At 49.4% G+C, this 23,571-nt stretch carries 17 protein-coding genes; 4 read left to right on the plus strand and 13 right to left on the minus strand.

Annotation, left to right across the window (positions count from 1 at the left end):
- Positions 1–78: 78 nt before the first annotated feature.
- The 4 genes from MCG46_RS11215 to MCG46_RS11230 all read right to left on the minus strand — a co-directional run bounded on the left by MCG46_RS11215 (position 79) and on the right by MCG46_RS11230 (position 5,217).
- A complete protein-coding gene (locus MCG46_RS11215; RefSeq protein ID WP_020223843.1) occupies positions 79–1,020 on the minus strand; it encodes a 3'-5' exoribonuclease YhaM family protein in 942 nt (313 codons plus the stop codon).
- Entirely contained in the window at positions 1,013–2,998 is a 1,986-nt protein-coding gene (locus MCG46_RS11220; protein WP_240280089.1) for a glycosyltransferase, read from the minus strand. Before MCG46_RS11220 ends, MCG46_RS11215 begins: the two co-directional genes overlap by 8 nt.
- A complete protein-coding gene (locus MCG46_RS11225; protein WP_240280090.1) occupies positions 2,995–4,044 on the minus strand; it encodes a lysylphosphatidylglycerol synthase transmembrane domain-containing protein in 1,050 nt (349 codons plus the stop codon). The genes MCG46_RS11220 and MCG46_RS11225 overlap by 4 nt, the downstream gene beginning before the upstream one ends.
- 153 nt (positions 4,045–4,197) lie before the next feature.
- The gene (locus MCG46_RS11230; RefSeq protein WP_240280091.1) at positions 4,198–5,217 is read right to left on the minus strand and encodes a glycosyltransferase; all 1,020 of its coding nucleotides are present in this window, start codon (positions 5,215–5,217) and stop codon (positions 4,198–4,200) included.
- Between the two features lie 263 nt (positions 5,218–5,480).
- Between MCG46_RS11230 and MCG46_RS11235 the strand changes: the two genes are divergently transcribed.
- The 3 genes from MCG46_RS11235 to MCG46_RS11245 are packed head-to-tail and all read left to right on the plus strand — an operon-like array spanning position 5,481 to position 7,655.
- Complete coding sequence (locus MCG46_RS11235; RefSeq protein ID WP_240280092.1) at positions 5,481–6,101, plus strand: TetR/AcrR family transcriptional regulator; 621 nt, start codon at positions 5,481–5,483, stop codon at positions 6,099–6,101.
- Positions 6,098–6,922 (plus strand): alpha/beta fold hydrolase, encoded by an 825-nt coding sequence (locus tag MCG46_RS11240; RefSeq protein ID WP_240280093.1) that lies wholly within the window; start codon positions 6,098–6,100, stop codon positions 6,920–6,922. The genes MCG46_RS11235 and MCG46_RS11240 overlap by 4 nt, the downstream gene beginning before the upstream one ends.
- Positions 6,909–7,655 carry an alpha/beta fold hydrolase gene (locus MCG46_RS11245; protein WP_240280094.1) on the plus strand — a complete coding sequence of 249 codons (747 nt, stop codon included), beginning with the start codon at positions 6,909–6,911 and terminating at the stop codon, positions 7,653–7,655. Before MCG46_RS11240 ends, MCG46_RS11245 begins: the two co-directional genes overlap by 14 nt.
- Before the next feature lie 169 nt (positions 7,656–7,824).
- Here the strand turns inward: MCG46_RS11245 and nifJ are convergent, their stop codons facing one another.
- The 5 genes from nifJ to MCG46_RS11270 all read right to left on the minus strand — a co-directional run bounded on the left by nifJ (position 7,825) and on the right by MCG46_RS11270 (position 15,903).
- Complete coding sequence (nifJ, locus tag MCG46_RS11250; protein ID WP_240280095.1) at positions 7,825–11,331, minus strand: pyruvate:ferredoxin (flavodoxin) oxidoreductase; 3,507 nt, start codon at positions 11,329–11,331, stop codon at positions 7,825–7,827.
- Between the two features lie 206 nt (positions 11,332–11,537).
- Positions 11,538–12,941 (minus strand): MATE family efflux transporter, encoded by a 1,404-nt coding sequence (locus MCG46_RS11255; protein WP_240280096.1) that lies wholly within the window; start codon positions 12,939–12,941, stop codon positions 11,538–11,540.
- A gap of 161 nt (positions 12,942–13,102) precedes the next feature.
- Positions 13,103–14,131 carry a M42 family metallopeptidase gene (locus MCG46_RS11260; RefSeq protein WP_240281450.1) on the minus strand — a complete coding sequence of 343 codons (1,029 nt, stop codon included), beginning with the start codon at positions 14,129–14,131 and terminating at the stop codon, positions 13,103–13,105.
- 29 nt (positions 14,132–14,160) lie between these two features.
- Positions 14,161–14,667, minus strand: coding sequence for a bifunctional pyr operon transcriptional regulator/uracil phosphoribosyltransferase PyrR (gene pyrR, locus MCG46_RS11265; RefSeq protein WP_020223853.1), 507 nt, complete (start codon positions 14,665–14,667; stop codon positions 14,161–14,163).
- An 18-nt stretch (positions 14,668–14,685) separates the two neighbouring features.
- The gene (locus tag MCG46_RS11270; RefSeq protein WP_240280097.1) at positions 14,686–15,903 is read right to left on the minus strand and encodes a class I SAM-dependent rRNA methyltransferase; all 1,218 of its coding nucleotides are present in this window, start codon (positions 15,901–15,903) and stop codon (positions 14,686–14,688) included.
- 297 nt (positions 15,904–16,200) lie between these two features.
- On the opposite strand from MCG46_RS11270, the gene MCG46_RS11275 reads away from it, so the two are divergent.
- Positions 16,201–16,557 carry a sporulation initiation factor Spo0A C-terminal domain-containing protein gene (locus MCG46_RS11275; RefSeq protein WP_240280098.1) on the plus strand — a complete coding sequence of 119 codons (357 nt, stop codon included), beginning with the start codon at positions 16,201–16,203 and terminating at the stop codon, positions 16,555–16,557.
- A gap of 148 nt (positions 16,558–16,705) precedes the next feature.
- Here the strand turns inward: MCG46_RS11275 and murD are convergent, their stop codons facing one another.
- The 4 genes from murD to MCG46_RS11295 are packed head-to-tail and all read right to left on the minus strand — an operon-like array spanning position 16,706 to position 22,334.
- Positions 16,706–18,046, minus strand: a complete 1,341-nt coding sequence (gene murD / locus MCG46_RS11280; RefSeq protein WP_240280099.1) for a UDP-N-acetylmuramoyl-L-alanine--D-glutamate ligase — start codon at positions 18,044–18,046, stop codon at positions 16,706–16,708.
- Position 18,047: 1 nt separating this feature from the next.
- Positions 18,048–19,010, minus strand: coding sequence for a phospho-N-acetylmuramoyl-pentapeptide-transferase (mraY, locus tag MCG46_RS11285; RefSeq protein WP_020223857.1), 963 nt, complete (start codon positions 19,008–19,010; stop codon positions 18,048–18,050).
- Complete coding sequence (locus MCG46_RS11290) at positions 19,001–20,467, minus strand: UDP-N-acetylmuramoyl-L-alanyl-D-glutamate--2,6-diaminopimelate ligase (protein ID WP_240280100.1); 1,467 nt, start codon at positions 20,465–20,467, stop codon at positions 19,001–19,003. The genes mraY and MCG46_RS11290 overlap by 10 nt, the downstream gene beginning before the upstream one ends.
- The gene (locus MCG46_RS11295; RefSeq protein ID WP_240280101.1) at positions 20,418–22,334 is read right to left on the minus strand and encodes a penicillin-binding transpeptidase domain-containing protein; all 1,917 of its coding nucleotides are present in this window, start codon (positions 22,332–22,334) and stop codon (positions 20,418–20,420) included. The genes MCG46_RS11290 and MCG46_RS11295 overlap by 50 nt, the downstream gene beginning before the upstream one ends.
- Between the last annotated feature and the right edge of the window lie 1,237 nt (positions 22,335–23,571).

The raw sequence follows: 23,571 nt of genomic DNA on the forward strand, positions 1-23,571 counted from the left end.
CTTCGCTCTGCCCAATTTCTATCCTTATTATAATAGAGTCGCCCAAAAAGGAAAGAGAATCCTTGCGGATTCCCTCGCTTATTTTGATTTTGGTTTATAAAACGCCCGGTTTTCCATCGGAAACAACCGCGAAGTAAAACTACCCGGTTCAGTCTGGGCATACGCCTTATCCAGCGTATTCATGCGTGCATCCAGATTATCAATCAAATGCAGCACTTCCGCTTCGGCGACCATCGGCATTACCGGCGAACCAAATTCCAGCTGGCCGTGATGCGACAGCACCATATGGCGCAGCAGAATCGCTTCCTCGCTCTTTTCGAAGCCCAGCCGAGTCGCAATCTCCATGATCTTGGCCTGCATGATCGAAATATGCCCGATCAGTTTGCCTTCCAGCGTATATTCTGTCATGACCGGTCCGGACAGCTCTGTCAGCTTGCCCAGATCATGCACCAGCACGCCGCTCACCAACAGATCGCGGTTTAACAACGGATACAGCTTCACAATCTCATTCGCCAGATCGACCATGCCGGTAACATGCACGGCTAGTCCTCCGACAAAGTTGTGATGGTTTTTCGCTGCGGCCGGATAATCATAAAACGGCTTCTCATACTCTTCAAACAAGGCACTGACAATCCCTTTATAGATCGGATTGGACAGGGAACTGACCGCATCCTGAATCTTCTGCTGCAGAAGCTCCTTAGGAATATCCGAAGCGATCACGTAATCGCTCAACTCAACACTCTGCTGATCCATCGGTGTCAGCCGATGAACACGCAGCTGCAGCGAATTGCGATAACGCAGCACCTCACAGCTGACTTCACCAACCCGTCCCGGCACACAAGCCGCTGCCTGTTCTTCCTTGACATCCCAGATCTTGCCCTCGATTGTCCCGGACTTATCCTGCAGTGTCAGCGACAGATAAGGCGAACCATTGCTGGTCACGCCTTTGGTCACCTGAACTAAAAGCAAAGGCAGCGTCAGGCTTTCGCCCTCCTTAAACTCACTAATTTTCTTATTCATCATCCCACTCCATTTCACTTAAAATCAAATAAATATCTTCGACCGCAAAGCCCTGCGCAGAACAATACCGAAAGACATAATTCCGCAGTTTTGTTCCGCTGTATTTCGACTGATACCGTTTCTGAGCTTTCGCCGCTGTTTTGCGCAGACTTTCCAGCTCAGCCCGTTCATCCTCGACAAAACTCAGATTATCCATGACTTCGTTGATCACATCCACCGCAAAGCCCTGCGCGATCAATTTCGATTTCATCATATTTTTTTTCATTCGCACCGATTTTTCCTTGATTGTCGGCTGCAGCTTCTGGGCCCACTTCAAGGCATTGCGAAATTCTGACTGCTCGTCTTCTTCAGCGAAGACCGACTCGATCATCTCATACGGAATGCCTTTTTTGCGCAAGGTCCGGCTGATCTTGTTTTTGCCCTGCATCATCAGTTTCAGGTTATAGACCTGATTTTTCGTATAGCGCAGATCATTGATCAAATCACGGTCTTCCAGCTTCTCAACAATCTCATTGATCTGCTTGATCTCCAGCTGCGTATTCTGCGTCAGCCAGTCATAGATTTCCTTGCGCGTGCGGTCTTTTGCCGCAATGCGCTTCAAGCAGCTTTGATAAGCTTTTACGGCTTCTTCTTCACTGATCAGTTCATCAAGTTCATCGCTGCTGATCAAAACATCCTTGCGCAGCCCTTTATTGAAATACGTTTCCAGTGAAACCAGAATGCGGATTTCGTCATTCGGCGAACAAACCTTCAATTCAACACAGTCATCCTTCGGCCGGATTGATTCCAGCCGATACATTTCCCGATATTCGTTGGCCGCACTTTCATAAACTGCTAAAACCTTCTGATAGAAGATCCGGCTGTCATACACTTCCACCTGACGCTTGGCCGCTATCTTCATAGCCGCCCGCTCCTCTTCACTTAACGCTAAGAACAGCTGTACCTTTTCAGCAAACTGCTGTGGCTTCTTAAACAGAAATCCAGTCTGACCTTCCAGTACCAGATCCTCCAGCACCTCATCCGGCCGGGCAAAAACCGGCAGCTCACTGGCCAGTGCCTCGATATACGTCATTCCCTGTGTTTCCGTCAAAGAGGCCGAAACAAAAGCATCGGCACAGTGATAGTAGGAAGGAATCTGATCTGCCGGTTTCTTGCCGGCAAAGGTAATCATCGACTCCAATCCCAATTCACGCACATGGTCTTCCAACGCTTCCTGTTCCGGACCGCCGCCGATGATCGCAAAATGCACCGGGACATGTGCTTCCTTTAAATAAGTAAAGCCGTCGATCACAAAATCAATGCTTTTTTCCTTGGCGATCCGGCCGACAAAAATAATCAGCAGCTCATCCGGGCCTGCCATCAGCTCCTGCCGCCGCTGTTTTCTTGTTTCCAAATCTGTACGGTGCGCGTCAAAGCGCTGCAGATCCAGTCCGGTCGGAATGACGTGAATCCGTTTTTTTATTCCATAGCGCTGCAGCATCTCTTTGGTTTTCTGCGACGGGGCAATCAGCTCGGTGCTGGTCTCCCCATACAGCTTGCTTAAGCTGCTGACCGCTTTCTTGGCCACCTTGTCCACACTCTCCAGATTAAAAACATTGACGTAATGCGTATAATCCTCATAGGTTGTATGATAGGTCGATACGATTGGAATCTGCAGCATTTTCGCCGCAATGCGGGCAAAGATCCCGACGCCGAATTCCGTGTGGGCATGGATGACGTCCAGTTCCATTTCCCGGATATCCTTCAGCACCGCAAAATGAATCGGACTGGTTAAGACATAACCATACAAACTTTTCAGTTCCACACCCGGCAACCGCAGAACATTGCCTTCGCGCTGAACTTGAAGCAGACCGGGATGCGTGGTGATCACGTACACCGCATGACCGTTTTTTTCCAGTTCCTGCTGCAGCGTTACAATCGACGAAACCACGCCGTTGACGTCTGGAAGATAAGTGTCCGTAAATAATCCAATCCTCATTGCTTTTCCTCCTGCATTTTATTCACTGTCATCGCCGGCCGGCTCTTAACCCAGATAAAGGTCAGTCCGCCCACGATCAACATAAAGTAATAGGAAGCAAACCGCCATAAGATCATCGAGCTGGTAGCGCCCAGCTTCCCAAAGATGGTTGAAAACATTAAAACATAGGTTGCTTCCGTTCCCCCGCTCGCTCCCGGAATCGGGATAAAGGCATTGATCATGGAGACAAATGCCGACAGCGCCATGCAGTCGATCAGCATATCCGCACTGACCTTCAAGCCCAGAGCCTGCGCACAGAAAAACGGAATCGCATAATACAGTGACAGCCGGACAAAATTGGCCAGCGTCACCTTGATGATCAGCGGCCGGTGTCCTTTCAGTTTGGACGTTTCACTGCCAAACCGATCGAGCTGATCTTTCAATAGCGCCAGCGCTTTTTCTTTGTTCTTAATTAAATGCAGCCGGCAGCCCAAATTCAAACCGGTTGTACTGATCCACGTATAGACCTTAGGAAAACGCACCAGTGCCCACAGTCCGACAATCACCAGACTGTTGACTAAAAAGCCGATCAGCACCAACGCAAAAAACTGCGAATAATTCGTATAGAAGTGATGAAAACGCAGCACGATCAGAATAAAGACCGAGGCGATCATCGCTGACTGATACACGATAAAATCCATCCACAATACGCTTGCTGAATCACTTAACGGCACGCCCTGTTTCTTAAACACGTACACCTGAGCAAACTGCCCGCCTGAAGCACTCGGCGTCACGCCATGGAAAAAAGAAGCCACCAGGGCGTTGACAATCCCATAATTTAATTTGTAGTGCGGATTGCTGATCCGTGCCAACTGTGTCAGAATCCAGCCGATCACACACTGGTACAAAATCGCAATCGCAATGATCACGATCAGCCAGCCGAAATTGACCTGCGTCAGAATCCCCATTACTTCGTTAAAATTATCTTTCAAGGTAAACCACAGCACTCCGGCTGTGAAGCCTACAATGAGCAGAATATTAATCACATAGTTTCGCGCTTTTTTCATACTTCCTCAGCCTCGTCAACTTATTATACAATGAAAAACAAGGTTGCACAAGGAATATGGATCGCTGCCCGCTGCTCTTAAGCCTGTCTTCGATGATTCTTTTTACTTTCTTAAGAAATCCCGCAGACAAAAGAAAAAGAGCTCCCGGCTCTTTTACATCGTTTCAGAATGATGTTGATTCAATACGGTTTCATAGATTGCTTTTAACTGCTGACCCACGCTGGCAATACTGCGCTCCCGAGCGGTTTTTCGGCCCTCCTCATCGACCCGCGGCAGGCGCTTCTCCACAACCCCTTCGATCAGATCTGTAAATTCGTCAATCGTATGTCCTTTATAACAATTAACCCGATCCTTCAGCCATGGATCAAACACGCCGATATCGCGGACGATGACCTGCTGCGAGGCTGCCAGCGCTTCCAGAACAACGATGCCTTCGGTTTCCTCATAGGATGGAAAGAAGAACGCATTGGCTCCGGCATAGGCACCTTCGATGATCGCCCCTTTGACATACCCAGGGAAAATGACATTAGCCGGATGATCCTCCACCAGCTCACGGATATTTTTCGGCACGGAAATCAACGGCGTATAGCCAAACCAAATGAATTTGTACTGCGGCAGCCGCTTGGCTACTTCGATGAAGTCCGGCAGTCCCTTGCGTTCAAAATAAAGACCTACCGACAACACGACTTTATCGGTTTCATTCAGACTAAAATACTTGTAATACGCCTTCACCTTTTCCGCATCATAGCTGAACCGATCCAGATCAATGCCGTTGGATACGGCCCAGATCGGAAGATCAATCCCATACCCTTCCAGCAAACGCTTGGAATACGGCGTCGGCGTAATAATCGCATCCGCGCTGGAATACAGCGAAACTAAATGCTTCTTGAACAGCGGTGCAATCTGGTTGGACAAGACAAAGGAATTGCGGAAATCTTCTTCCGTGGAATGGGCATGATAAATGACCGGCTTCCCCTCGCGGCGAGCTTTGGCAATGATTCCCTGACTAGCTGGTCCCACTGTATTGATGTGCAGAATATCAAAATCATCGTTAGGGTCCAGGGTATAATCAATCCCCGCCATCGTCAGCGCCTGCTTCTGATGCTTTAGTGCGCGGCCGATGCCAGAGGTCGAAATCACCTTTTCCCCTTCAAAAAATAACAATACTTTCATTCACTCTACCTCGAATTCACTATCAAGTATAATGAAAACCCTATCAATTATCAAGTCTTTCCGCGGTTTTCCAGGCTTTCCTTTGACATTGCCCGGTGATTGTCAAAAACCATTTCACTGCTTGTCTGATTCACGGCAGCCCTATTCTCCCGGCTTTTTTCTGTGTTTAACTCACCACAGCTTTTCCTCCAGCCCCTTCTCAAAATCGGTCAACAGGCCTATAATTAGGTCACTTAACCCGTCAGGTCAATAAGGAGATACCTATGAATGACAAGTTTTTCAAACTTTCTTTAGAAAAGCAGCAGAAAATAACCGGTGCTGCCTATCGCGTCTTTGCCCATAACCGCTATAAAACCGCCTCCATGTCAGAAATTGCCGCCGAAGCAGGAATTTCGAAAGCCCTGCTTTTTCATTATTTTCAAAACAAGAAGGAACTGTATCTCTATCTCTGGCTGAAAGCAATGGAACTGACCAAAGCCTCCATAGCCCAGTATAAAACGCTGGAAACTCATGATTTCTTTGAAATGTTAAGGCGCAGCCTGTTGTCAAAATGCGCGCTGATGCGGGATTATCCGGATCTCAGCCGCTTTACCCTGAAAGCCTATTACGAGGCAGATCCTGAAATTGAGACAATGATTCAAAAGCATTTTTCCCAAGCCAGTGAAGCCAGCGAAAATTTAGTTCTTGAACAAGTGGAGACCGCCGGCTTGCGGCAGGATCTGGATTTCAATGCCATGATTACGGAAATCTTCTATGCGATGGATGGATATATGCTGAAAAAATATCGTTCGCATGAGCTGGATCCCGATCAAATTGAGCATGAAATTCTTGATCTTGTTCACTTTTGGGAAACCCTCTATACAATCCCGGTGATCCCCCGATGATGCAGCACAGAACGATCCATGCGCAAGGCGGAACTGTGCATTATTGGATTGATAAGAAAGAAAATGCGGAGAGTATTGTTTTTACCCATGGCGTCACAGCCGATCATACGATGTTTGAAAAGCAGGTTTCCTATTTTGAAAAAGCCTATACGCTCCTGCTTTGGGATGTTCCGATGCATGGATGTTCCCGGCCCTATCAGAATTTTTCTTATCAAGATACCGCTGAAATCCTGCACCAGATTTTGGTGCGGGAAGCCCTGCATAAGGTGTTTTTAGTTGGGATGTCGATGGGCGGCTATCCTTCTCAGCATTTCGCCAAGGCTTATCCCGATCAGGTTCAAGGTTTGATTGCTTTAGATACAACCCCTTTAGGACTGCGGTACTATTCAAAATCAGATCTGTGGTGGCTGAAACAGGTTGTCCCCATGGCCAAAGTCTTCCCGACCGCCATCCTGCGCTGGTCCATGGCTGCGTCTGTATCGCTGACTCACTATGCTTATCAAACGATGCGTTCAATGTTGGCCCCGCTTTCAAAAGCTGAAATCTTAGAACAAATGCGTGTTGCCTACACCTATTTTGCGATTGAGAATCAAGATGTTTCCTTTCCGTTTCCCGTATTGATTCTCGTTGGTGAAAAGGACTGTACGGGCAAGGTAAAAACGTATTGCAAAGCCTGGGCTAAGCATACCGGTTATCCGCTGCATTTCATCCAGAAAGCCCGGCATTTTTCAAATGCCGATAATCCCGATCAAGTAAACAAAGAAATTGAAACTTTTATTGTATCGATCAGACAAGGGAGTGACAGTCATGCTTCACTATGACGAATATGGAAGTCCAGATCATCCGACAATTCTTTTGCTTCCCGGCGCAGGCGCGCTGGATACTTTTAATCAGCAGTATGTTTTCGCTGACTCCTATCATCTGCTTGTACTGCACCTGCCAGGTTCTGGGAAAGCTTCAGGAGTTGTCTATGATCCCCAAAAAACAACACAGGAACTTTTTGAATTGATCCAAAATCTGCACCAAAAAGTTGGGGTGATCGGCCATTCCCTTGGCGCTCAGATCGCAGTCAGACTGGTCAGTGAACATCCTGAATTCTTTCATTTCGCAATATTCTTAAGTGCCTGGGTAAAACCGAATCCGCAGAAAATCAAGGGCCTCTGCGCGCTTGCGAAGATATCGGCAAAAATGCTGCATTGGCAAGGTTTAGTACGTCTTCAAGGTTGGTATTGGCATTACACTCCTCAACAAGCCCGTACGATGGCCGACGATTCCAAGCGCATTTCAGCCGAGGTTTATCGCTCATTTTTTGTTCATACGCTGGACTTGTCCAGCCTGCCGGCTTATTCTACAGTAAATATTCCAATGTTAGCCCTTTGCGGAAGCCGGGAGATCAAGGCAATGAAAGAATCGCTGGCTCTGCTGGCAGAAAATCCGCATTGTCAGACAATCCAACTCCGAGGCGTCAATCATGATTTTCCAATGCGGCATTCGCAAATGCTGAACCCACTGCTTCGGCAATTTATTGCGGAAAATCTGAAACTCAAAATTTGATTGTCTTTCTGACCAAAATCCTGCCTTTCGACAAATAAAAAAAATAGGAAATGAAAAAACAGAGAGCAATTTCTCAATTGAGAAACGCTCTCTGTTTTGTTCATTCTTGTCACCCTGACAAGCGATTCTATTTCGCTTACCCGGTTTTCTAAAGAAACAGGGTTACGATTTATTCTTCCGACAGCTTGACTAAGCGTGTATAACGGCGCTGAGCATCCTTCTTTGTTCTTTCGAACATTTCGTATGCTTTTTCACCTTTCAGCTTCGGCAGCTGGCTGTAACGGGTTTCGTTCAGCAGGAAGGCCTGGAACAGATCCCAGTTCGGTTCCTTGGAATCGATCGTCAGCGGATGTTCTTCGTTGCGCGGATCGAAACGGTACAGAACAGTATAACCACATTCAACAGCTTTTGCCTGAACTCTCTGATGGTTCGCCAGACCGCCCTTAATGCCGTGTTCAGCACATGGTGCGTAAGCGATGATCAGAGATGGTCCTTCATAGCTTTCCGCTTCCTTGAAGGCCTTCAATGTCTGAGCACGGTTGGCGCCCATCGAAACGGAAGCAACGTAAACATGACCGTAAGCCATAGCGATCTGACCGAGGTCTTTCTTCGCTGTGCTCTTACCGCCGGCTGCGAACTTCGCAATCGCGGCCGACTGAGAAGACTTGGAAGCCTGTCCGCCCGTGTTGGAGTAAACTTCAGTATCCAGAACCAGAACGTTGACGTTCAGGTTGTTGGCCAAAACATGATCCAATCCGCCGTAGCCGATATCATAAGCCCATCCGTCGCCGCCGACGATCCAGATTGATTTGCCAACCAGATCGCGTTCGTAGTCTAACAGTTCCTTGACTGCTTCATTAGCCGAAGCCTTAACACCGGCAATGATCGCGTCTTTGACTTCACGCTGTGCATCACGGTTGCTGCCGGCAGCCAGATATTTCTCGAAAGCTTCTTTCAGTTCCGGTTCGACGGAATCCAGATTGTTTTCCATCAAAGACAGAATCCGAGCTTCCTTGAAGTTCTGCGCCAAAGCCATACCATAGCCGTATTCAGCGTTATCTTCAAACAGGGAGTTTGCCCAAGCAACACCATTGCCTTCCGCATCATTGGAGAACGGTGTAGATGGTGTGGACGAGCAGTAAATCATCGAGCAGCCGGTAGCGTTGGCGATCATCATATCCTTGCCGAACAGCTGAGAAGCCAGCTTGTAGTAAGGGGTTTCGCCGCAGCCCGGGCAGGCTCCGGAAACTTCAAAGTAAGGCATTGCGAACTGAGAACCCTTGACGGTATCGACTGGGAAGTAGTTCGTCTTGTATTCAGTATGCTTGAACAGGTAATCCGCTAACGGTTCCTGATCCAGCTTTTCGTTGATATCGACCATCTTCAGTGCTTTGTTGCCGCCCTTACCCGGACATTCAACAACGCACAGACCGCAGCCAACGCAGTTGGCCGGAGAAACCTGAATCCGATACTTCAGATTTTCGACGCCCTTGCCCATTGCCTGGATCGTCTTGAATTCCATCGGTGCATTGGCAATTTCTTCATCAGTCAGTAAGAACGGACGAATCGTCGCATGCGGGCAGACGAAGGAACAGAATCCGCACTGGATACAGTTGTTTGGATCCCAAGTCGGAACCTGAACGGCAATCGTACGCTTTTCCTTGAAGGAAACGCTGTTGTGGATCGAGCCATCCAGGATATCATGCTTCATGAAGTTGGAAACCGGCAGATCATAGCCTTCCAGCGAGTTGATCGCCATGACATGATTGTCAAAGTATTCATCACCCGTCAGCTTGCGTCCGGAATCATAGCTCAGCTGTGCCCATTCCGGCTTGACTTCAATTTCAACCAGGCCGTTTTTGCCCTGATCAATCGCCTTGTAGTTCAGCTGGACGATTTCGTCGCCCTTCTTGGAGTAGGACTTCTTCGCCATGTACTTCATCAGCTCAACCGCTTTTTCATACGGCATAATCTGTTCATTCAGCGCGAAGAAGGCCGACTGCAGAATCGTATTGGTCCGACGGCCCATGCCGATTTCCTGAGCGATCTTTGTCGCGTCGATGATATAGAACTTCGCGTTCTTCTTCGCCAGCTGGGCCAGCATACGGTTTGGCAGGTGATCCTGCAGCTCATCCGCAGCGAATGTTGTATTCAGCAAGAAGGTTCCGCCGTTCTTCAGGCAGCTGACCATGTCATACTTGAAGCAGTAAGCATCCAGACTGCAGGAAACGAAATCCGCATTTTCAATATAATACGTAGAACGGATCGGAGAATGACCGAAACGCAGGTGGGAACGAGTAACACCGCCAGCCTTCTTCGAGTCATACTGGAAATAAGCCTGAGCATACTGATCGGTGTTGTCGCCGATGATCTTGATCGAAGACTTGTTCGCCGAAACCGTACCGTCAGATCCTAAACCGAAGAACAGGCAGGATGTATAATCCGCACCAACATGGAATTCCGGATCAACTTCTAAGCTTAAGTGAGTTACATCATCGTTGATGCCGATCGTGAATTCAGCCTTCGGAGCGTCTTTTGCCAGTTCATCATAAACCGCCTTGATCTGATTCGGCTGCGTATCGCGGGAACTTAAGCCGTAACGGCCGCCGATGATCGTCAGGTCCATACCCTTTAAGGCATTCAGGACATCCAGATACAGCGGTTCGCGGGCACCCATTTCCTTCGTGCGGTCCAAAACAGCGATCTTCTTGACCGAAGCCGGCAGAACCGCTGTCAGATACTTCACGGAGAACGGACGATACAGATGAACTTTGATCAAGCCGACTTTTTCGCCGCGCTTGGTCAGTTCGTCAATCGTTTCCTTGACGGTTTCTGTAACCGAACCCATCGCGATGATGATGCGTTCAGCATCCGGTGCACCATAATAAGTAAACGGCGCATATTCACGGCCAGTATGTTCGCTGATCTTCTTCATGTAATCAGCAACGATATCCGGAATCGCTTCGTAATGCAGATTCTGTGCTTCACGGCCCTGGAAATAGATATCATCGTTTTCCGCACCGCCGCGGGTTACAGCATTGGTATGCGGATTCAAGGCTTTCGCCCGGAACGCTTCCACAGCATCCGTGTCAATCAAGCTCTTTAAGAACTCATAATCCATGACTTCGACTTTCTGAATTTCGTGAGAAGTTCTGAAACCATCAAAGAAATGGAGGAACGGTACCGAACCCTTGATCGCAGCCAGGTGAGCAACACCCGCCAGATCCATCGCTTCCTGAACAGAATGCGATGCCAGCATGCAGGCGCCGGTCTGACGGCATGCGTAAATATCGCTGTGATCACCGAAAATGCTCAGCGCGCGGGTTGCTAAGGAACGGGCAGCAACATGAATAACGCCTGGCAGCAATTCGCCGGCCATCTTATAGATATTTGGAATCATCAGCAGTAAGCCCTGGCTTGCTGTAAACGTAGTCGACAACGCACCGCCCTGCAGAGCGCCGTGTACCGCGCCGGCGGCACCGCCTTCAGACTGCAGTTCCGCAACTTTGACAATCGTGTCAAAAATGTTTTTCCGGCCCTGAGTAGCCCATGCGTCAACGACTTCAGCCATCGGTGAGGATGGGGTGATAGGATAGATTGCAGCTACTTCAGTAAACGCATACGCGCAATGTGCGGCAGCTGTATTGCCATCCATGGACATAAAAGTTTTTGTCATGGTTAAACCTCCTGTACTCTCTAACCGTTATCATTATAAAACAAAAGGTTTGATTTTTAAACCTCGATTTTCAACTTCTTCCCGCTTCTTTCCCTTTTTTGCCTGTTTTTTTCAAGCGCTTTCCATCTTATGATTTAAACTTTACAATTTGCCTGAAACCCAGCCGTCAAAAAAGGATGAAACCGATGGATTTCATCCCCAATTGCCTACACTTGAATCCGCGTCCACCGCGCTTCGCGGAAGCGCCAATAGCTGACGATATAGCGCGTAAACTGATCAAGAAACACGGACAGCCAGGCTCCGGCCAGTCCCATCTGCAGCGGATAGCACATGACCCAGGTCAAGACCGGCCGTACGATTGTGACGCTGACAAACATCAGCAGTGCGACAAACTTAACGTCGCCCGCTCCGCGCAGCGAACCGACGATGATGACCTGGACAATCTGAAATAAAACGGTGACAGAAAGAATGATCAGCGGTGTTTCCCCAGCCAGGATGACCGCGGTCTCGTTGGTGAACAGCGCCATCAGCTGCGCTCGGAACAGAGTGATCGAACCGGAAACCACAATCGCCAGAATCAGGCCGATCCGCTGCGACACCTTACCGTAGATGATCGCCAGATCCGAACGGTTGGCGCCCAGACTTTGTCCGACTAACGACGTATTGGCAATCGACAGGCCATCGCCGACCGAGAATGAAATCGACATGATGTTCATGACGATCTGATGAGCGGCGAAAGCGACTGTTCCCAAGCCCGCAACCGCTTTGGCATACATCAGAAAGCCGATTCGCAGAAAGATCTGTTCAATGAATGCTGACCAGCTGATCCGGTATAAATCCTGAATCGCCGACAGATCCGGCTTCCATGACTGCTGCTTATGCAGCTTCAGAAAGCCCTCGGTATGCGTTACCGAATACACCGCAATCAAAAACGAAACGATGTTGCCGATCGCTGTGGCCAACGCCGCTCCCGCGACTTCCAGCCGCGGGAAGAAAAACAGGCCGTTGATCAAAAGCGCGTTGAACACCAGATTGACAAGGTTGGCGGCGATGTTGGTCACCATCGAAATCCGCGTGTTGCCCACGCCGCGTTGGGCTGCGGTGATCGTCAAGCCGATGCAGTAAAAGAAGTTGCCGAACATGATAATCCGGAAATACGTCACCGCCAGACCTAAATAATCCGGCGTTGCCCCGGCAAAGGCCAGGATCTGCGGGGCAAACAGCGCTCCGCCTAACGAAAGCAGAAACGAAAACCCGACGCTTAACAACAGCGCCTGACGCAGATAGGTATTCGCTTCCTGTTGCTTGCCCGCCCCCTTACGGCGTGAAACAAGCACGGTAACGCCGGTGTTGAGCGCCAGAATCGTCGCCAACACGAGAAACTTCGGCTGGTTGGTAATGCCGACGGCCGCAATCGACGCTGACCCCAGATTGCCGACCATCATTAAATCAACCGCGCCGATTAACGCGATCAGAACACTTTCAACCGCGCTGGGCCAGGCGATTTGATAGGTTCGTTTATAAATGGCTTTGTTGCTAGGTATTTCGCCGCAGATCTGACTGGGTTTGATCATTCCCTGCCAGCGAAAAAAATTCAGTATTGCACTCACGTTGAACTCCCCTCAATTCTATAACGAATAGTTTACCATATTTCCGCATAAAATGCGGCATCCAATTCTGCCTTTGCTTGAGGGAAAACGAATGACCTTGTTTTCATCAGGAATAAAAAAAGGAAATCCGCAGCAGCGCCTTGGATTTCCCAACCTAGCATTTATTTCCCCAAAAGATAAGCCGCCGTCAGCGTATACGCCGCGCTGACTCCCTGCATATGCGTCCGCTCCATCCCATGGCTGGCATGTACGCCCGGACCGATCAAAGCCCCGCGGATATCATTGCCGCCTTTTAGCGCCGCTCCACAATCGCTGCCATAATATGGATAAATATCGACGGCATACGGCAGATTGTGTGCCTGAGCCAGTTCAATCAGCCGGCTGGTCATCGCATAATCGTACGGCCCGCCGGAATCTTTGGCACAGATCGACACGTCCGTCTCCGTACAGCTCAGATCGGATCCGATACAGCCCATATCCACGGCCAGCAGCTCGACGACATCCTGCGGAATCCACGAAGCGCCATGGCCAACCTCCTCATAGGTAGAAAACAGGAAGTAGGTTTTCTGCGGCAGCGTCACCGCTTCCTCTTTCAGGGCTTTTAGCAGTGTCAGAAAGATCGCCGCGGAAATCTTGTCGTCCAGAAAGCGGGATTTAATAAAGCCGCTCGGTGTGATCGTCGTTTTGGGATCAATCGCAATGATGTCTCCCGGCTGAATCCCCAATTTGCGCACATCCTCTTCATTGCGGACAAGCTCGTCGATCCGCACTTCCATCGTTTCTTCCGTCCGTTCCTGACTCGATGCTTCCTTGTAAACATGTACAGCCGGAGCCGTGGACAAGATCGTCCCGGTATAAACTTGTCCCTTGCGGGTGATGATGCGGCAGTATTCGCCATCCAGCGTCGGCAGGCACGGACCGCCTAAGCGTGTAAAGGCCAGCTTGCCGTCCTTTTTGATCGCGCGGACCATCAGTCCCAGCGTATCCGTATGCGCGCTGAGGGCGACGGCCGGCTTATCCGCAGGCCCCTGAATTTCCACGATCAGATTGCCCTTGGCATTGCGGTAGCTGGCATAGCCTAAGGAACGCACCTGCTGCTCAATCCAGTCAATCGCCAATCGCGTATAGCCGGTCGGACTGTCGATGTTCAATAACGTTTTCGCATACTCCGCCAAAATCTGTTCATTCATCGGTTTCACTGTAATTTTCCTCTTTTCTTCTAGCTGATATAAACGCCGTCCTGGCCATCCGTTTCACTGACCAGCACCTTCACTTCTTCATTCAGCGAAGTCGGTACGTTCTTGCCGACATAATCGGCCCGGATCGGCAGTTCGCGGTGTCCCCGGTCAACCAGCACCGCCAGATGGATTGCCCGCGGCCGGCCGAAATGCATGATGCCGTCCATCGCCGCACGAACGGTTCGGCCTTTATACAGCACATCATCGACCAGAATGACCACTTTATCCTGCACCGCAACGGTTAAGGTCTGCTGCACCTCGCTGCGTTCAACATCATCCCGCCAAGCAGAAATATCCAGACTGTCACAGGGAATATCACATTCCTCAAACTGATCGATCATCTGCTTCAGGCGTGTCGCCAAAAATTCTCCGCGGGTCTTGATGCCGACCAGCACCAGTCCTTCCACCCCTTTGTTTTTTTCTACGATTTCATGCGCCATGCGCACCAGCGAACGCTTCATCGAACTGGCGTCCATGATTTCTTTCATCTTCCTTTTCTCCTTTCATCACACGATCTGGAACAAATAAAATTTAAGATACCGGGTTTCCGGTACAGACATTAAAATAGGATGATCCGGGGCTTGGTGGCGGACCTCGATCTGCCGCAGCTCAACCTTAGCCTTCTGCGCAGCCTCCTGCAGCATGACTTCAAACATCGCATCCTCCATGAAATGGGAACACGACGCCGTTGCCAGCAGCGCGCCCCGCGGCAGCAGCTTCATCGCCAGCGTATTGATCTGACAATAGCCCTGATAGGCGTTATGAATCGTCTTGCGGGATTTGGTAAAGGCCGGCGGATCGAGAATGATATAATCAATCCCCTGCGTTTTCCATTTTTCATCCGCCAGCAGATCAAAAACATCACCCTGCACAAATTCCATATTGGCTTCCAAGCCGTTCAGCTGGGCATTGCGTTTAGCACTGGCCAGCGCGCTGGCTGAGATATCCGCGGCAATGACCCGCTTGGCTCCGGCTTGGGCTGCATTCAATGCAAATGAACCGGTATGCGTGCAGCAATCCAGCACTGTGCGTCCCTGAGCCAGACGAGCCGCCGCGGCACGGTTGTATTTCTGATCAAGAAAGAAACCGGTTTTCTGCCCTTCGCCAAAATCTACTTCGTAGCGGATCCCGTTTTCCACGATCTGCGTCAACGTGCTGTCCGGATGTTTAAAACCAGCCGCCCAGCCTGTACCTTCGCTCATTCCCTCTTTTCTGCGCAGGGCTATATCGTTGCGCTCATAGAGGCCTTCAATCGGTTCTCCAAGCTTTTCCATTTCTTCCCACAATAAGGCAAACAGCTGATCCTTGATCTGTTCAATGCCTAACGACATGATCTGGCTGACCAGAATTGATCCGAACCGGTCGACCGTCCAGCCGGGAAAATGATCCGCTTCCCCAAAAATCAGGCGGCAGCAGCTAAAGTCAGCGCCCATCACAATCCTGCGGTAATCCAGACTGTAGCGAATCCGGCGGCGCCAGAATGCCTCATCAAACTGATCATTGGCATTCTGCGACAGAACCCGCACGCGAATCAGCGACTGATCATTATAAAATCCGGTTCCCAAGTAGGTTCCCTTTTCATTGACGAGATCGCACAGCGCCCCGTTGGGCGTCGGCTCGGCGGTGATGACTTCCCCGGCATAAACCCAAGGATGGCCGCCCTGCAGACTGCGCTGCGCCTTTTTCGTTACTGTTACCTTGGAAAACTGGCGTTGTTGTTTCATTCTTCATCCCTCTTTTTCACAGTCTTATCTTATCTGAAAGCCTGGAAAATTACAAATATTCTTTTCGCCATTTTCCGGTTAAACCTTTGACAAGGCCGCAAAAAGAGTGTAATCTGGAAAGGCACCGTTTTTTATCATTTCTGCAAGCCAGACTTCTGTTTTTATTCGGATTCCAAAAAAAACAGGAGAAAAGAGGGTGCCAGGAATATGAGTTATGACTTTTTCAGCATGAATACGATTTGTGACAGTGTTGTGCTTCATCACAGACTTTTTTATTGCGTTAATGAGTTATTTCGGGTGCCCGACAATAACCGAAAACCGCAGTTAAGCCGTCCTGCTCAGCTGCTTCACGAATTAGGCATGCCCAGCAGTCTTTCCGGTTATCGGTTCTTGGAATTCGCGATCACAACGATCGCGGAACAGCCGCACTTGCTCAGGAACCTGGACCGCGGGTTATATCCGAGGATTGCCAGAAAGTTTGACAGCACCAATGGCCGTGTAGAAAAAAACATTCGCTGTGCGATTGAGCGAACCTGGCTGAGAGGAAATCCGGCGCTGATCCATGAGATTTTCGGTTATTCCGTCAATCCCCAACAGGGTCGTCCTTCCAATGCTGAGTTCCTCTGCGCTGTTATTGACTATCTGAATCGCTGAATCGGTTCAGAAGCCGTTGATTTATGCGCAGCCTAAAAGATCCGCCTGTTTCAGCAGAGGATCCCGAATCTTTGAAACCCCCGTTGGGGATTCAGGGAATCGGGAGCTGAACAGCGGATCTTTTTTCTGTTTTCTTTGAAGAAATTGTTCAGTCCGGCTGGGATGTTTGAGAAGCGGCCAACCTTTGCCGGGCAAGCGCATGCACCTGCTCCTTGAACTGACGGCCGCGCTGCTCATAGTCGGTAAACTGATCCCAGCTCGCACAGACCGGCGACAACAGGACAATATCGCCCTCCCCAGCCAGCTGATATGCCTGATCAACGGCTTCCTGCATTGTTTCCACGACGATGGCATCCGGACGCAGAGCCTTAAGCTGAGCGCGGGTTTCGCCATAGACAATCATCGTTTTAATCCGTTCCAGAACTGGCTTCAATCCTTCAAAGCCGGTTTTTTTGTCATACCCGCCGGCCAACAGGATCACCGGTTTATCAAAGGCATTTAACGCTACACAGGTCGCATCGACGTTGGTGCCTTTGGAATCGTTGTAATAGCGTGCTCCCTGAATTTCAGCCACAAACTCAATGCGGTGTTCCACCCCTTTAAACGCCTGGATGCCCGCGCGGATCTGATCGGCGCTGACGCCCATTTTTATAGCCATCGCTGCCGCGACCATCGCATTCTGCAGATTGTGCTTGCCCGGCAGATGCAGATCGTCTAACGCAAACAGCGGCTGATCCAACAGCCAGACCTGATCTTGCTTAACGCATAAATCAGCCGGCTGCTTCAGCGAAAACGTCACGCCCCGGCAAGGCAGATCGGTACAGCGGCGGACGATTTCCGGATCATCTAAGTTAATCAGAAACCAATCGTCATCGCGCTGATTTTTCCAGACCCGCATCTTAGCCTCATAATAGGCGTCCAACGATCCGAAATAATCCAGATGATCCGGAGTCAAATTCATACAAACAGAAACAACCGGATGAAATTTTTCCATGGCGACCAACTGAAACGCTGCCACTTCCAAGGCGATATCCGTCTTTTGATCTCCCTGCTCACGCACGATTTCGCTTAACGGCACGCCGATATTGCCGGCAGCCCGGGCATTGGGGCGCTTGCGCTGAAGCAATTCCGCCAGCAGCGTCGTTGTCGTCGTTTTGCCGTTGGTCCCGGTCACCGCCGCATAGGCAAACTGATCGGTAAACCACGAAGCCACTTCGATCTCATTGACTATCCGCACCTGTTTCTCAACAAAGTACTGCACAAATGGAGCCTGGTAGGGAATTCCGGGATTTTTCACAATCAGATCCCAGTTTTCCATCTTCAAAAACTCCGGATGACCGTGATCCAGGACCTGAACCCCGGCTTCTTCCAGTTCCCGCTTGGCATCAATCTGCTTCATATCCGTCAGCGTCACCGCATGATGATGCGCGGCCAATAACAGAGCCGCCTGAGTTCCGCTGCGGGCAGCACCAATAATTAAGACTTTCATCCTACATCACTCCTATCAGAAAGCCGGCCACTGTACAGACCAGCTGCAAAATCCAGAACATCAGGACAACCTGCGTTTCCCGCATGCCGCCTAAAACAAAGCTGTAATGAATCGGGGTATAGCGGAAGACCCGCTTCCCGCGCAGCTTTACGGAAGAAATCTGAATGATGACGCACAGCGTTTCCCATACGAACACCCCGCCGATCACCACGACGGCAATTTCCTGCTTTAAAATCATGCCAACCGCGGCCAGTGCTCCGCCCAAAGCCAGCGAACCGGTGTCGCCCATAAAGATTTTGGCTGGATGCGAATTGTATTTCAGAAACCCCAAAAGCGCCCCCATCACCGCCATGATAAACGTTGCGATCGCCAGTTTTTCCTGCTGCAGCGCAAACATCACAAACGGCGCAAAAGCCAGAAAGCTGCACCCAGCTGCCAAGCCATCCATGCCGTCCGTCAGATTGACGGCGTTGGAAGCTCCGGTAAACATAAAGAAGACCAGCAGCATATACAGTGCGCCTAAAGGAATCACCCACCGGACAAACGGAAGGATGACATCGGTCGAAGCATTCTGACGGTACATAAAGAAGAACAGCACCGCCAGAAGCAGCTGCAGAAAGAACTTGTACTGCGGCTTAAGCCCTTCGTTGTTCTGGCGAATCACGATGATATAATCATCCAGAAATCCGATCAGTCCATAGCCGACATACGCCAGCATCACGATCATCGCCTGCAGATCACGGATTGCTGAAGGCTGCAGGATAAGCGTGACCAATAACGGCGTCAGCACAAACACGATGCCGCCCATCGTCGGCGTCTTCTGCTTCTGCTTGTATTCTTCCAAGGAATACTCGCTGACTGTCTGGTTGTAGTTGATTTTATGTAGATAGGAGATCAGCATCGGCATCGTCACTAAGACGATGATGAGGCTGATTCCAAAGGCACTGACTAATGTTAGAAACATGTTTCTTTCCTCCCCGCCTGCCCCAGCCATCGTTCAATCCATTCCCGATCGCTGAGACAAGTCATTGTCGTGTCCTGGATCAGGGAAGTTTCCCCGCCTTTTCCAGCGACTATTATTATATCATCAGTTTGCGCGCCGTCGAGTACAAATTTTATCGCTTCTCCCCGCTCGCGGATGATTTTCTGCCGGCCGTCGCAGCCCTCGGCAATCTGCGCTAAAATTCGATTCGGATCTTCAGAGCGCGGATTATCGTCGCACAGCACGACATGATCGCAATACGTACAGGCAAGACTGCCCATTTGCGGCCGTTTGTCCGCTTCCCGATCCCCGCCGCAGCCAAACACGACCCACAGCTGCCGTCCGCGTTTGTCTGCCATCGTTCGCCAATGCTTCAGCATCGCTTCCATCGCGCTGGCAGTATGGGCATAATCCACAACGGCCAGCACCGGATGCTCCGTCACAATTTCCATCCGGCCGGCCGGCAGCCGGGCATGACGGGCAAAGTCCAGCATTTTTTCCCAAGCCAGATCCAAGGCAAATCCACAGGCCAGGGCAGCCGTCAGATTATAGCGGTTAAACGCTCCGGCCAGCGGCGTTTCAATGCGGTGATCGTTCAGCTCAAAGGTCAGTGAATTCCAGGTTTCCGCGATCGGTTTGATTCTGAAATTGACGCTTTCCTGTCCATAGGTAAACACCGGTCTGCCGATCTTCGCCAGCCAACGTCGAGTAATCGGATCATCCTGGTTGAGAATGGCCGTGCCTTTTTCCTTTAATTTTTCGAACAACAGAAATTTCGCCTGTTGATAGGCTTTCAGCGTTTTGTGATAGTCCAGATGATCTTGTTTCAAATTCGTCAGAACCGCCAGATCAAAAAACAGACCATCTACCCGATGCATTGCCAAGGCCTGCGAACTGACCTCCATGATCACGACCTCAACCCCACGCTGACAAGCCTCATCCAATAACCGCACCAACGTCAAAGGATCCGGAGTTGTATTGGGACTGGCGCGGTTTTCGCCTTCGATCAAAATCCGGCCGGTGCCGATCAGACAGCACCGCCGTCCATTTTCGCAAAACAGATCGTAAAGCAGCTGGGTGACAGTGCTCTTGCCATTGGTTCCGGTCACGCCGATCATCGTCAGCTTCAATGCTGGATAATCATAATACGCCTGAAGCAAAAGCGGATAAACAGAACGCGGATCCGGATGCACGAAGGTTCGCTCTCCCGGCTGATCGCTCAGAACATACCCGCCGCGTTGGCGCACTAGCTCTGCCCATTGCCGGCCGTCTGTTCGTGTTCCCTGAAGCGCGACAAACAGACCATTTTCACCAATTTCCTGCGCCCGGTCGCTGATGCCGCTCAATTCCACCGTTTCCTGACATTCGATACCAATAACCCGCAACAGCTCATTCAGCCGCCGTCTTCGGGCAGTACAGCCAGACTGTTCCTTGTTCATCAATTTTCACCCCCGGGCTTGGCAGCTGATCCACAACGACATCGCCTTCGCCGATCTTCACCAGCTTCAGATTCTCATTTTTCACTTTTTTGTATTCTTGACCGATATAATCCCCAACCTCGATTGTGACCGGATCAGTCCACAGCTTGATTTTCGCCATCTGATCATCCGTTCGCTTCACCTCATAAAGTGTCAGAACATCTTCCAAGACATTGCGGACAATCGGCGAAACAACCGTCCCGCCATACTGAATGTTGGACTTGGGCGCATCCAGCGCAATATAGACGACAATCTGCGGATCATCAATCGGCGCTGCGGCAATCGTGGACAGAATATACTCCCCGCTCAGATAAGCTCCGTCCTTGGCTTTCTGGGCAGTGCCGGTCTTGCCGCCGATCTTATAGCCGTCGATATAGGCACCTTTGGCTCCGCCCAGCGCCACGACACTTTCCAAGGCATAGCGCATCTTAAAGCTGGTATCCTCGCTGATGACCTGCCGCACGGCATTCGGCTTAACCTCAACGATCGGATCTTTGGTTGTCGGATGCAGAATGGCCTTGGTGATATAAGGCTGATACAAGGTTCCGCCGTTGACAATCGCGCAGAAGGCTGTGACCAGCTGAATTGCCGTTACGGAAATGCCCTGACCAAACCCCGTTGTCGATTGTTCCAATAAACCCCAATCGTCAGTATTAAACAGAATGCCCTTGGCTTCACCCGGCAGATCAACGCCGGTTTTCTGACCAAATCCGAACTTATCCAGATATTCGCTCAGATTGTCCCCGCCCAGCATCTGCGCGATATGCACAAAACAGGGATTGGACGAGTTCTGGAGACACTGCATATAGGTCTGCTGCCCATGACCGCCGGCTTTCCATGACTTTAGCCGTGCCCCTTCCACGATTTCATAGCCGCGGTCATAATACCCATCGTGTTCCATATCGAACAAACCTTCTTCCAGTCCGGCAGAGAACGTTACCGTCTTAAATGTCGAACCCGGTTCATAGCTCATCCAAACCGGCAGATTGCGGTTATAGACCGATTCATCATAATCCTGATAATGATTAGGATCAAAGTCCGGCTTGGACACCATCGCCAGGATTTCTCCGGTGTTGGGATTCATCGCCATTCCCCAGGCAGAATCTGGATTATAGCGCTCCATCGCATTGTTCAGTTCCCGCTCCAAAATGCTTTGAATCCGCGTATCAATTGTCAGCATGACGTCCATTCCCTGACCCGGTGCTTCATAACGTTCCGAATAGATCTTGACCGGATGACCCTTGGCATCAAACGGAATTTTCATACTTCCCTTGTTCGCTTTCAGAATTTCCTCATACTGCAGCTCCAGTCCGGCTAAGCCTTGATTATCAACACCGGTAAAGCCCAAGACCTGAGCCAGATAGGCACCGTTGGGATAATAGCGCAGGGAATCCTGAACTAAATACACTCCGGTTAAATCTAAATGATCAATCGCCTTGGCCTGTTCGTTGGAAATCAAGCGTCCGTAAGGCACAATTCGCTGTGTTGAAACCTTGCGCGTAATCTGCGTGTAGATTTTGTCTTTTTCTGTTTGAAGAATCTCTGCCAGCAGCTGTGCCGTACTTTCAGGATCTTCGATCTGGGCCGGTACAACCATCACAGAAGTCGAGGGAATATCACTCGCCAGGACTTCACCGTTGACATCCAGCAGATTGCCGCGCAGTCCGGAAACTGGAAAATCCCGTTCCCATAGATCCTGCGCTTTGGAAAATAAGCTCTGGCGATCCAAGATTTGAATCCAGGCCAGCTTTCCGATAATCAAAGCAAAAATGACCGTACCGCCGATCACGATTTTATTGATGCGTTTTTTGATCCGCGTACTCAGCATTCGATCACCTCTGCTTCATCCTATGAAAAAAGACCCGCAAACATGCGAATCTTTCTTTTGTCTTTTGTTTGCGGATCTTCAAGATGACGTTTTGCTTTTAGGATTCGCACCAATCAGCCTTCCCCTTGTTCTGACGCATCTTCTTTCCTTTAAACCCGTTTTTGCGGATACAATACACAGGAGAATCCGTCAATTCCGGTATGTTTATTCTGTTCAAAAAATGAAGTATAAAAGCAAACTCCAATTCAGCGTTCTTCTTCTAATGATGATGAACTTTTTCATTAATTTACATCATGGGATCAGAAAATCTTTGCAGTAACCTTACTTTTTTTAATTTTTGGCGGGGCTTTTTCCAATTTTCCGCAATATTAAACCTGTAGGGTCTTTTGTTTACAGCGGCTGCCCGTCCGGATGGATCATTGTTTGATTCATTGTTTTTCAAGCTCGATTTTCTGAGCTTAGGAAAGGAGGGGCTTTTTATGAAGCAATTCATAAAACTTTTGAGCTCTATTTCTCTTTCTGAATTCATCTTGATCGTCCAAACAACGATCCTGTTTCTTGAATACAGACTGAAAATTATAGATCGAAAAAGAAAAAACGCCGTCCAGTCTCGCAAAGATTCTCGGCGTTTATCTGTCCACCACTTCCCTCGTAAGAGGTAGTGAATGATGGGTATCGCTGTTGCAAGCGATCCTACGCTTTTATTATAGAACATTTCTGAGTTATTTCAAGGCTGTTTATCTATTTTCTAAGAATTAAAATATAAAACACTATGTTGGAATAAACTAATTATCATTTTTCATTGATTTACATACTGGGATCATAAAATCTTTGTAGTAACCTTACTTTTTTCAATTTTTGGCGGGGCTTTTTCAAATTTTCCGCAATATTAGAAATGTAGGATTTCTTGTTAACAGCGGCTGCCCGTCCGGATGGATCGTTTTTAGATTCATTATTTTTTTAAAGCTTGTTTTTCTGAGCTTAGGAAAGGAGGGGCTTTTTATGAAGCAATTCATAAAACTTTTGAGCTCTATTTCTCTTTCTGAATTCATACTGATCGTCCAAACAACGATCTTGTTTCTTGAATACAGACTGAAAATTATAGATCGAAAAAGAAAAAACGCCGCACTCTCTCACAAAGACCGGCGTTTATCTGTCCACCACTTCCCTCGTAAGAGGTAGTGAATGACGGGTATCGCTGTTGCAAGCGATCCTACCTTTACATTATAGAACATTC

It is taken from the genome of Holdemania massiliensis (assembly GCF_022440805.1).
GTDB classification, from domain to species: Bacteria; Bacillota_I; Bacilli_A; order Erysipelotrichales; family Erysipelotrichaceae; genus Holdemania; species Holdemania massiliensis_A.